Annotated in this window: 11 protein-coding genes; 8 read left to right on the forward strand and 3 right to left on the reverse strand. The window is 47.2% G+C overall.

Translation table 11 applies throughout. The features are described from left to right. The first annotated feature begins 198 nt into the window (after positions 1-198). From QUA77_RS27455 to QUA77_RS27490, 8 genes are all read left to right on the forward strand, one after another. Entirely contained in the window at positions 199-2,070 is a 1,872-nt protein-coding gene (locus QUA77_RS27455; protein WP_333042841.1) for a serine/threonine-protein kinase, read from the forward strand. Between the two features lie 25 nt (positions 2,071-2,095). After that, positions 2,096-2,662, forward strand: a complete 567-nt coding sequence (locus tag QUA77_RS27460; RefSeq protein WP_333042840.1) for a GNAT family N-acetyltransferase — start codon at positions 2,096-2,098, stop codon at positions 2,660-2,662. A 25-nt stretch (positions 2,663-2,687) separates the two neighbouring features. After that, on the forward strand, positions 2,688-3,932 hold the full coding sequence (locus tag QUA77_RS27465) for an RNA polymerase sigma factor (RefSeq protein ID WP_333042839.1): 1,245 nt from the start codon (positions 2,688-2,690) through the stop codon (positions 3,930-3,932). Between the two features lie 194 nt (positions 3,933-4,126). Further along, positions 4,127-4,486 carry a YciI family protein gene (locus QUA77_RS27470; protein ID WP_333042838.1) on the forward strand — a complete coding sequence of 120 codons (360 nt, stop codon included), beginning with the start codon at positions 4,127-4,129 and terminating at the stop codon, positions 4,484-4,486. 318 nt (positions 4,487-4,804) lie between these two features. Beyond that, the gene (locus QUA77_RS27475; protein WP_333042837.1) at positions 4,805-5,257 is read left to right on the forward strand and encodes a nuclear transport factor 2 family protein; all 453 of its coding nucleotides are present in this window, start codon (positions 4,805-4,807) and stop codon (positions 5,255-5,257) included. A 37-nt stretch (positions 5,258-5,294) separates the two neighbouring features. Then, positions 5,295-5,726, forward strand: a complete 432-nt coding sequence (locus QUA77_RS27480; protein WP_333453750.1) for a YciI family protein — start codon at positions 5,295-5,297, stop codon at positions 5,724-5,726. 88 nt (positions 5,727-5,814) lie between these two features. Beyond that, entirely contained in the window at positions 5,815-6,228 is a 414-nt protein-coding gene (locus QUA77_RS27485) for a VOC family protein (protein WP_333453752.1), read from the forward strand. Between the two features lie 98 nt (positions 6,229-6,326). After that, complete coding sequence (locus tag QUA77_RS27490; protein WP_333453754.1) at positions 6,327-6,734, forward strand: VOC family protein; 408 nt, start codon at positions 6,327-6,329, stop codon at positions 6,732-6,734. Positions 6,735-7,058: 324 nt separating this feature from the next. Here QUA77_RS27490 and QUA77_RS27495 read toward each other — a convergent pair whose 3' ends face one another. The 3 genes from QUA77_RS27495 to QUA77_RS27505 all read right to left on the reverse strand — a co-directional run bounded on the left by QUA77_RS27495 (position 7,059) and on the right by QUA77_RS27505 (position 10,529). After that, positions 7,059-7,994, reverse strand: a complete 936-nt coding sequence (locus tag QUA77_RS27495; RefSeq protein ID WP_333453756.1) for a branched-chain amino acid ABC transporter permease — start codon at positions 7,992-7,994, stop codon at positions 7,059-7,061. Positions 7,995-8,158: 164 nt separating this feature from the next. Beyond that, complete coding sequence (locus tag QUA77_RS27500; protein WP_333453758.1) at positions 8,159-9,109, reverse strand: branched-chain amino acid ABC transporter permease; 951 nt, start codon at positions 9,107-9,109, stop codon at positions 8,159-8,161. A gap of 163 nt (positions 9,110-9,272) precedes the next feature. Beyond that, a complete protein-coding gene (locus QUA77_RS27505; RefSeq protein WP_333042828.1) occupies positions 9,273-10,529 on the reverse strand; it encodes an ABC transporter substrate-binding protein in 1,257 nt (418 codons plus the stop codon). Between the last annotated feature and the right edge of the window lie 370 nt (positions 10,530-10,899).

Here is a 10,899-nt window from a genome sequence, read left to right on the forward strand (position 1 = left end):
TTTTCTTGTTTTATTGACCCTACATTAGATTCTTCTGAGTCCTTGTGTCAAGCCTAATTGAGATGCTCTTACCCTGAGTAAAAACCCGCTTTCTTTGGTATTTATGCACAAGTTTTATTTGATCTAGCTTCGCAAAGCTCAAATCCCAAATCCCCAAATCCCCAAATCTAAAGTCTAAAATCTAAAATCTAAAATCGAATGAGTTACTGCCTAAACCCCAACTGTTCCAAGCCGCAAAACCCTCCCGCAGCCAAAATTTGCCGAAACTGCCGTTCAAAACTGCTGCTGCGCGATCGCTACCGGGCTATAAAGGCGATCGGACAAGGCGGTTTTGGTAGAACATTCCTCGCCGTTGACGAAGACAAACCCTCAAAACCCCGCTGCGTCATCAAACAATTTTTACCCCCAGAAACCCAACTCATCCCATCAGCAAGCAATCGCAACAGCAAAAAAGCAGCCGAACTTTTTGAACAAGAAGCAATGCGATTAGACGAATTGGGCAAACACCCTCAAATTCCAGAACTATTAGCCTATTCCATTCAAGACAGCAGACAATATGTAGTCCAAGAATTTATCGACGGGCAAAATTTAGCACAAATTGTAGAAACAGAAGGCACATTTACAGAAAATCAAATTCAAGACTTACTCAATAGCTTATTACCCGTCCTTCACTTCATCCATTCCCACAACGTTATTCACCGAGATATCAAACCTGGGAACATCATCCGCCGCGCCGACAAACAATTAGTTTTAGTAGACTTTGGCGCCGCAAAAATTGCCACAGGTACAGCATTACTCAAAACAGGAACCAGCATCGGCAGCCCGGAATACATCGCCCCCGAACAAGCTAGAGGCAAAGCATTTTTTACCAGCGATTTGTACAGTTTAGGGGTAACTTGTTTGTATTTGCTAACTCAAGTTTCCCCTTTTGACCTCTTCGATCCTGGTGAAGATGCCTGGATATGGCGGCAGTATTTGGCCAACAACCCGGTGAGTGAACAACTCGGGAAAATTTTAGACAAAATGATTGAAAATGCTACCAACCGCCGCTATCAAACCGCTGTTGAAGTATTAAAAGAAATTAATCCCCAAGTTGCGATCAATCTAGCAATTCCTCAAACAAATTCCAAGTTAGTTAAACCAGGAAAAACTCCCGCCCAGCCCCAACAGCAAACCTATAACTGGCAATGTCTTCACACCCTCACAGGTCACAAAAACTTAATTTACTCTGTGGCTTTCAGCCCCAACGGAGAAGTTGTAGCCAGCGGCAGCGATGACAAAACAATCAAGCTGTGGGGAGTTGAAGACGGGCAAGAAATTGTCACCCTCACAGGACACGCTAACTCGGTTTATACAGTAGTTTTCAGCCCGGACGGACAGATACTAGCCAGCAGCAGCCACGACAAAACTGTTAAACTTTGGCGGATGAAAGATGGACAAGAAATCCGCACCCTGAACGGTCACAGTAACTCAGTTTACGGCGCCGCTTTCAGTCCCGATGGCGAAATTATTGCTAGCAGCAGTTGGGACAGAACAATCAAGATTTGGCGAGTCAAAGACGGGCAAGAAATTCGCACGCTTGCGGGTCACATCAATTTAGTTTATTTTGTTGCTTTTAGCCCTGATGGCGAAACTCTTGCTAGCTGCAGTTGGGACAGAACAGTCAAAATTTGGCGAGTTAAAGATGGGAAGCTAATTCGCACAATTACAGGTCATACAGACTCGGTTCGCTGCATAGCTTTTAGTCCAAATGGAGAGTTTTTGGCGAGCGGCAGCCATGACAATACTATTAAAATTTGGTGGGTCAAAGATTGGCAAGAAGTTTTAACTATCACAGGACATTCTTGGTATGTTGATTCTATTGCTTTTAGTCCCGATGGCGAGATTATGGCTAGCAGCAGCAATCAAACAATCAAGATTTGGCGAGTGAAAGACGGTCAAGAAATCTGTAATATTGCAGGTCATACTAACTCTGTTTATTCCGTTAGTTTTAGCCCGGAAGGAGAGTTTTTGACTAGCGGCAGCAGTGACAAAACTATTAAGATTTGGCAGAATATGATGTTTGTTTAATAGCCGATAATTAAAGTTGTAAATCATGATAAAGATTGTAACCAAAAGATTTCTGCTGCGTGACTTTGTAGATTCCGATCGATCGCCATTCTTGGAGTATCAAGCCGATCCGCGCAACCAGACATTTTACGAACCCGATCGGTCTAGTCCCGACCAGGCCGCACGTCTATTCGAGATGTTTCAGACCTGGGCTGACGATCGCCCTCGACTGAATTACCAATTGGCGATCGTACAACGACAGGAACCTTACGCCCTTGTCGGTTGCTGTGGACTGCGGCGAAGATTGTCTGAAACTGGCGAGATGGAATTTGGTCTTGAACTGGCACCAGCCTATTGGGGGCGATATGCCTACGCGATCGAGGTGGGGCGTGCGCTGCTCGACTTTGGGTTCGCGGAACTCGATCTGAAGGCGATCTCCGGGTCTACCGTCAGTGCAAATACCCGGATCGCTCGGTTGGCCCAGTGGATAGGAGCAGAAGTAGTTGCTACCCGCCCAGGGTCCTCATGGATGTCCGATCGCGGTTGGAGCGAGGTCGATTGGCGGATTGCACGGGCGCAATGGGAGCATCGTACTCTGCGGCACGGCCGATAATATATTTTTGTTTGGTGAACGGTTTATGAATGAGACAGCAGCCAATCAAATCCGTCAGCAGGTGGAAGCTGTGTACCGGTCCGAGTCGCGCCGCGTTTTAGCCACCCTGATCCGCTTGCTCGGCGACTTCGATCGCGCCCAAGAGGCGATGCACGAAGCCTTCGCTGTGGCTGTAGCGCAATGGCCCCGTGACGGCATTCCCGCTAACCCACGATCGTGGCTTGTTTCAGTGGGTCGCTTTAAAGCGATCGACACCATCCGCCGTCGCGCCCGCTTTGATACGCACTTGGCAGAACTCGCTCAACAACTCGATCCGAGTCACACCACAATCGAGGATGACGAGGACGTTGAGGACGATCGCCTGCGCTTGATTTTCACTTGCTGTCATCCGGCCCTGTCGCCAGAAGCTCAGGTGGCGTTGACGCTGCGGGAAGTCTGCGGACTCAGTACCGAGGAAATTGCCAGCGCCTTCCTGATTGCTCCCCCCACCTTGGCGCAGCGGATCGTGCGGGCCAAGGCGAAGATCCGATCCGCACGCATCCCTTATCAAGTGCCGTCGAAAACCGATTTGCCCGATCGATTGGACACCGTGCTTCAAACGATCTACCTGGTGTTTAACGAAGGGTACGCGGCCTCATCTGGCAGATCGTTGACGCGGGCCGATCTCGCTGGCGAAGCGATCCGTTTGGGACGGCTGGTAATGGAACTGTTGCCAGACTCCGAGGTGATTGGACTCCTGGCGCTGATGCTGCTGCAAGAATCGCGGCGCACCGCACGCACTTCCTCCACAGGCGACCTGATCCTTCTAGAAGACCAAGATCGATCGCTCTGGAATCAAGCACAAATTTCTGAAGGCAGGTTGCTGGTGCGGCAATCGCTATCATCGGGACGGTTTGGTTCCTACACGCTTCAGGCTGCGATCTCAGCCGTGCATTCAGAGGCCCAGAGTGCTGCTGCAACGGACTGGGCGCAGATTGTGGGCTTATACGACTTGCTCGTGCAATTAGAGCCGTCGCCCGTTGTTGCCTTAAATCGGGCGGTCGCAGTGGCAATGCGCGATGGCCCCTTAGCGGGACTGCAATCGATCGACGAAATATTAGCGCGCGGCGATTTGGCAGACTACCATCTGGCACACTCCGCGCGAGCCGATTTGTGTCGGCGGCTGGGCAGAACGGCTGATGCCAGAGAATCCTACCAAAAGGCGCTGGCGATCGTGAAACAGGAACCAGAGCGTCGTTTTCTCGAAAAACGCCTTCGCGAGTTAGGCTGAAAAAATTTTTTGCTGCGCTGTCGATTTGCAGCCTCGCCGAACGACTACTAATATCAAATCCGTTGACATCGGAGTTATTATCTCTCTCTTCTCTTTCTCTGTGTCCTCTGTGTCCTCTGTGGTTTAATCATTCCGATCTAACCGGAATTGATATAAATGAAGGCGACTATCTCAGATCGAATTTAGGAGTAACGATGAAATACATATTGCTGATTTACAGCGACGAAAATGCCTGGACTGAAAGCGAGCTGCAGCAATGCTACGCAAAGTCTTTGCAGCTAACCCAAGAACTGCAAGCGAACGGTCAATATTTGGGTGCTTCGCCGCTACACTCGATCGCCACAGCAACCAGTATTCGAGTGCGTGACGGGAAAAAACTTGTCACCGATGGGCCGTTTGCGGAGACGCGCGAACAACTCGGCGGCTACTTTCTGATCGATGCCAAGGATCTTGACGAAGCGATCGCGATCGCAGCACGCATACCAAGCGCCAGTAGAGGTACGGTTGAAATTCGCCCGATCGTGGAACTGTCGGGCTTGCCATCAGACCAGTAGTGGCCGTCAATCGATTTTAGATTTTAGATTTTAGATTTTAGATTGACTTGCGCGAGATAAATGCTCTTTCTTGAGGATTTTCGATTTTCGATTTTGGATTGATTCCACGGATAAATCACGTGGCGGGTACCACCTTTGAAATTCGCTTGTCAATACCGCTCAACGCAAACTTCCACATCCGCACTGACAAACTTTTTCAGAAAAAATGTTCAACTTGTCGATCGCACGCACCTCTATTCGACTAGATGGTAGAGCAAGGGTTAGCAGTTTTCAATCTGCGCCCGGAAAACCAATCGATATAAATAAGGAGATACCGCGATGACTGTGACAACCGAAACCACCAAAACAAAAGACGAAGCCCTGATTCGACAAATCATCGCAGATACCGCCAGTGCCATCTGCGCCAAAGACCTCGATCGCATCATGGCGCACTACGCCCAAGATGTGATTATTTTCGATGCCATACCGCCGTTCCAAACCAAAGGTGCAGATGAATTTCGACGGAGGTGGGAGGCCTGCCTGCCTTGCTTCCCGGACTCCTTCGGAATTGAGATGCGAGACCTCAGCCTCACCGTGAGCGGTGATTTGGCGATCGCGCACTGGCTTTTTCACTTCACAGGGATGCCAAAAGATCACCCAGCGGCGCAGATGTGGATGCGAATCACCTCTGGGTGCCAGCGGAAACATGGCAGGTGGCAGATCGTGCACGAGCATTGCTCTGTCCCCTTCGATCCAGAAACGTCTAAAGCCGTTTTCTCGATCGCACCTTAGCCCAGCTCAACAACCATAAACAAAAGGAGATTTCACTATGAAAGTCATGGTTCTAGTCAAAGCTACCGAAGACTCAGAGGCAGGCGTCATGCCCAGCGAACAGCTTCTGACGGAAATGGGGCAGTACAACGAAGCATTGGTCAAGGCGGGAATTATGCTGGCTGGCGAAGGGCTGCATCCCAGCTCAAAAGGAGCGCGGGTGAGGTTTTCAGGCACAAATCGCAGCGTGACTGACGGGCCGTTCACAGAGACAAAAGAGCTGATTGCCGGATACTGGATCTGGCAAGTGCAGTCGATGGAGGAAGCGATCGCCTGGGTCAAACGCTGCCCCAACCCGATGCCAGGAGAATCCGAGATCGAAATTCGCCCGATCTTTGCAGCAGAGGACTTCGGCGAATGCTTGACGCCCGAACTCAGGGAACAGGAAGAACGCATTCGGGCGGGGGCAGAACAACTCCAGCGTTTTTGAGGGCATAAATACTGCCTGACTTTTCGTCCGGCAGCCACATCATTTCCCATGAATGGATTGCTCGATCGACTATTAACCAAAGGAGTACATGATGCAATCGAATATTTATCTCTTTTTTGACGGTGAATGCGAAGCTGCATTTAAATTCTACGAACAGTGTTTGGGTGGCAAAATCGACGGGATGATGACCTATGGGGATGCGCCGATGTCTGAGGAAATTCCCTCCCAACAGCGCGATCGAATCATGCACGCCAACTTAACTGTTGGTTCAATGGTATTGATGGGTTCTGACACTCTACCCGATGACTTTAAAAAACCACAGGGATTCTCTGTGAATCTTCAATTTGACGATCTGGTCGAAGCGGAGCGGATCTTTCAAAAATTGGCAGAAAACGGAACGGTAAAGATGCCATTCCAAGAGACCTTCTGGTCTACCCGTTTTGGAATGCTTGTCGATCGATTTGGCACACCGTGGATGATTAATGTCCAGCCAGCTACCTAACCCTTTCAAATTTGCTCACAGGCCTTACCCTTCAATTCAAACATTAGCGAAAAATCGTTAATGTTTCACCTTGCGATCGAAGTTAAAAAGGAGAAAACATGGCTACTAAAATTTTCGTGAATTTACCCGTCAAAAATCTCGATCGGTCTGTCGAATTTTTTACTAAACTTGGATTCAGTTTTAACGCCCAGTTTACTGACGAAACTGCCACTTGTATGGTTGTGAGCGAAGACATCTTCGTCATGCTTTTGACAGAAGCCAAGTTCAAGGAATTTACACCCAACCCAATTTGCGACGCCACCAAGAGTACAGAAGTGCTGGTGTGCTTGTCTTCCGAGAGCCGAGAAGAAGTGGATCAAATGATTAGCAAGGCAGTTGCTGCTGGCGGAACGACCTACAATGAACCACAAGACTACGGATTTATGTATAGTCATGGCTTTCAGGATTTAGATGGCCACATTTGGGAAACTATGTTCATGGAATCCAGCGCAGTAAATCAAGGTTAGGCATTTTCTATCTGCTTCCTGAAAACAATACAAAGCTCTTCTCAATGGGTCAAAGTTAGTGATTTCATTGAGAAGAGCGATCGAATATCCACAAAGACCGAATAAACCATGAATTAATCATCTAAACCAGTTGGCTACAACTGCGTTTCGCCGTATTTCGTTGTCGATGGTGTACCAGAAACATGGCATTTCTCATCTGAGTATTGGCAGCGATCAAACTAAGGCGGTTCCCCAATGAATCGGGAAAGCCGATCGACTCTGAAGTCCGCACCCACGATACGGTAGTGATGATTGCTGAGGTCGGCGATGGCTGGCCATCTTTTTTTAAACAGAAGTACGATCGGCCTTTTTAAATTTCTTCAACAACTCCGGCGTCACCAAACCTTGCGGAAAAAATATCGTCCCCAAAACAATCAGCAACCCAAAAATAATTAAACGTCCATCCCGCAGAAATTGCGCCAACCAAATCGGCAATCCCTGAATAGTTGCGATCCCCCTCAAAACCTCCGGCAAAGCAGTAAACACCATCCCACCCAAAACTGCTCCCAGAAAACTTCTGCTACCACCAATCAACACAGAAGTCAAGTAAATAATACTAGCATCAAAAGTCCCTTGACGCGCGTTCCAAGTATTCAAAAAATGGGCGCTAACTGCACCCACAACCCCAGCTAAAACAGCACCTAACGTGAAAGCCAAAACCTTATAAAAAGTTGGGTTAATGCCGATCGCATCAGCCGCCAACTCATCAGCCCGAATCGCAGCAAAAGCCCGCCCCACCCGAATGCGTTCCAGCCGATAGACAATCGCCATACTTACCAACAGTAAAGGTACTACAATCCACAAATACTCGATCGGCGTCGCAAACGGTTGCGGAATCCCAAAAATCCCCACAGCCCCACCAGTGATATCTAGATTCAGCGATAAAACCCGCAAAATTTCCACAAAAGCAATAGTTGCGATCGCTAAATAAATCCCACTCAACCGCAGCGCCGGAATTCCCACCAAAATCCCCAGCAACCCCGAAACAACCCCTGCAATTATCATCTCTAATAACAACAATGGCAGTGGAAATAAACCCCCTGTCTGTTGAAAAACCGTCGTAGACAAAATCGCCGCAATATACCCACCCAAAGCATAAAAACCAGGGCTAGCCAGAGACAACTGTCCAGTCATTAGAGGCAAATAAAGCGACATTCCCAACATTGCACCCAGCAACATCGAGACAATCAAAAACCCGTAAGTAGTAAAAAATTCATTCATAACTTTTTTTATTTTTTAGTCTTTTAGAGAGGGACTTAGTTTGACTCTTAAGCGATTTCAATCGCCGAATTTTCTGACACCTTTTAAATCAAACACCTCTATTCCTTAGTCTTTTGGAGAGGGACTTAGTTTGACTCTTAAGCGATTTCAATCGCCGAATTATCTTACACCTTCTGAATCAAACGCCGTCCAAACAAACCCTGCGGTCTAACCAATAGCATAATAAACAATATAGCAAAAGCAACAGCATCCTTATAAGCAGAAAAATCCCCAGGCACAAAAGCCTCCACCAAACCAATTATAAAACCTCCCAAAACTGCCCCAGGAATACTCCCCAACCCACCAAGTACAATCACCGCCAAACCTTTCAAACCAAAAGCAATACCAAAATACGGTCCAGCAATACTCACACTAGAACCCACCAAACTCCCCGCCAAACCCGCCAGAAAACTGCTCACAAAAAACGTCAACACAATGTACCTATCAGTATCAATCCCCAATAAACTAGAAGTAGTCGCATTTTCAGCCACAGCCTGCATTGCTTTGCCAAATTTAGTAAAATTTATTAAGTAAGTTAAGACAGCCACAATCGCAACTGATACCGCAAAAATTACTATTTGAACAGTCCGAATCGGAATTGGTTTATCCGCTGTCCCGAAGTTAATGGCAGCCGGTAAATAGCCGTAAGTGTTAGCAGGAAAAGTGTAAATTTCCGCACCGACAAGATATTGGATGATATTGGCTATCGCAACAGCCACACCCAAACTAGAAACCACAGTCAGCAGAGAATCAGAGTGTCGCCTGCGCAAAGGCAAAAAAGCAACTCTTTCAACAATTACTCCTACCAAACCAGCCATGACACTGCCCAAAATTAACGCCACAGCAAAAGGCAAATTCACGGGAATTCGAGCGTTAGCCCACAACCCATTAAAACCGAAAGTACCTCCCATCAGCGCATAGGTGAAATAAGCACCCAACGTAAATACTGCACCGTGAGCAAAATTAATAATTCCCAGAATAGAAAAGACCAACGTGTATCCCAGGGCAAAAATAGCATACACGCTGCCGATCGACAAACCATTCAAAAATTGTTGCAGAAACAGAGTTAAGTCCATCACCAGTTAGAGATTCGGCATCAACATTAAATCATTCAAAAACAAACAGCATACAATTTTTACTCTGACTTCTGACTTCCCCCCTTGGGGGGCGGCGAAGTTAACCTCAGACTCACACTCAATAACTCATCCGTGTATCCGTGTCAAAATTCGTCTTTTGTATTCATTTCAAAAACTCAAACTTACCATTATTGCCATCCGCCTCCATCTTAATCCGTGCCACATAAAACTCTTTCTGATTAATCTCCCCTTCAGGCGTAAAAGAAATTTCCCCCAGAGGCGTATCGTACTTTCCACTCAACAACTGCTGATTCAAATTTGTACGCAATTCTGCCAAAGGTTTTTGGCTAACCTTCGACTTAGCATTAATTTCTTTTAATGACTCAACAAAAACTTGTACGCCCGTAAAAGCTTGAGCGCTAAACTGAGGCGGTTCCTTCTTAAATTGAGCGCGGTAAGCATCGCGAAAAGCCTTATTAACTTCATTTTCATATTCCGGGCTGTAGGCTTGGGCAATCAAAACTCCATCACAAAGTGCTTTACAAACCGCAAACACATTAGAAGTATTCAGACCGTTGCCCCCAATGATAACGCCTTTGTAACCCAACTCCCGCAACTGCTTAATTAAATTGCCTCCATCTGCGGCCAACCCAGAAATAATTATCAAATCGGGATTGACATTTATCGCATTAGTGGCTTGAGATTGAAAATCTGTATCAGTAGTCAAGAATTTTTGAACTGTTGCCAATTCCAGTCCCATATCTTTAACCGTTGTCTGAAAAGTTTCAGTCTCAGATTTGCTAAAAGCATCATTCTGAGCAAAAAACACGGCTACTTTCTTAATATTGGGATTTTGCTTCAGGGCCGCCTTAACCGCATTAGGTGCTACCACAGCGACAGGCGCGGAGACTCTGGTCACATAATCGCCAATCTGGGGAATGCCTTTAGCGGTGTTGGAGGGTCCGAGTACGGGAACTTTTGCTCGATCGGCGATCGGATCGGCACTAAAAGCTTGTTGGGACAGAGTTGGGCCCACAATACCCACCACCTTATCCTGATTGATCAGAGTATTGAAGGCATTGATCGTCCCTTGTTCGTCTCCACCGGTATCTTGGAACACCAGTTTAATAGGCGTCCCATCCACACCGCCCTTATCGTTGAAATACTTCTCAGCAATTTTCGCCCCAGCCACCTGTTCCTGACCCAGCAAAGCCACATTGCTAGTTTGCGCCACCCCAACCCCAATGGGAATAGCGGTAGAGTTCCTCGCAGCAGAACCCTGTGGCGAAGTTGCCGGAGATGGCGAAGTACCTGGAGATACGGCAGTTGATGTCTGGGGAGTGTTGGTCTGACTGCAAGCGATTAGCAGTAAAGCGCAGGTAACGAACAAGGCAGTAGGACGAGCGGCAGGTTTTTTCATAAGGGGGCGATCAAACATCTATATATAGAACATCTACACGTAGAGATATTCTACCCATGCGCGGTAGATACTCCCCCCAAAAGCCCCATCTTGCAAAAAAAAAGACCCCTTCCCGAAAAGAGGAGTCAGCCAGCGGAGGCAGGATGGGAAACAAACAGCTCAAACCCTCACTGTGTAAGGCTTACCAAAAAACTCAAAAATATTTTCACAAAACGCTTGACAACCCCTTGCCAAATAAGTATATTAATAAAGCGCCAGAAGGGAAGCGGTTCACTGAACCACAACCGGAAGGTAAAAAACTGAACCTAGAAAAAAGAATAGTTTGAAAGCTTAAAGCACTATTAACCTCGTCAAAAAAATCAAGATAGAG

It is taken from the genome of Microcoleus sp. K5-D4 (genome assembly GCF_036704575.1).
Classification (GTDB): domain Bacteria; phylum Cyanobacteriota; class Cyanobacteriia; order Cyanobacteriales; family Microcoleaceae; genus Microcoleus.

What these genes read in the sequence shown, in the direction of transcription:
- QUA77_RS27500 (WP_333453758.1), bottom strand. Translation starts at nt 9,109, where the DNA reads ATGGACTTAACTCTGTTTCTGCAACAATTTTTGAATGGTTTGTCGATC.
- QUA77_RS27480 (WP_333453750.1), top strand. Translation starts at nt 5,295, where the DNA reads ATGAAAGTCATGGTTCTAGTCAAAGCTACCGAAGACTCAGAGGCAGGC.
- QUA77_RS27495 (WP_333453756.1), bottom strand. Translation starts at nt 7,994, where the DNA reads ATGAATGAATTTTTTACTACTTACGGGTTTTTGATTGTCTCGATGTTG.
- QUA77_RS27505 (WP_333042828.1), bottom strand. Translation starts at nt 10,529, where the DNA reads ATGAAAAAACCTGCCGCTCGTCCTACTGCCTTGTTCGTTACCTGCGCT.
- QUA77_RS27455 (WP_333042841.1), top strand. Translation starts at nt 199, where the DNA reads ATGAGTTACTGCCTAAACCCCAACTGTTCCAAGCCGCAAAACCCTCCC.
- QUA77_RS27470 (WP_333042838.1), top strand. Translation starts at nt 4,127, where the DNA reads ATGAAATACATATTGCTGATTTACAGCGACGAAAATGCCTGGACTGAA.
- QUA77_RS27485 (WP_333453752.1), top strand. Translation starts at nt 5,815, where the DNA reads ATGATGCAATCGAATATTTATCTCTTTTTTGACGGTGAATGCGAAGCT.
- QUA77_RS27475 (WP_333042837.1), top strand. Translation starts at nt 4,805, where the DNA reads ATGACTGTGACAACCGAAACCACCAAAACAAAAGACGAAGCCCTGATT.
- QUA77_RS27465 (WP_333042839.1), top strand. Translation starts at nt 2,688, where the DNA reads ATGAATGAGACAGCAGCCAATCAAATCCGTCAGCAGGTGGAAGCTGTG.
- QUA77_RS27460 (WP_333042840.1), top strand. Translation starts at nt 2,096, where the DNA reads ATGATAAAGATTGTAACCAAAAGATTTCTGCTGCGTGACTTTGTAGAT.
- QUA77_RS27490 (WP_333453754.1), top strand. Translation starts at nt 6,327, where the DNA reads ATGGCTACTAAAATTTTCGTGAATTTACCCGTCAAAAATCTCGATCGG.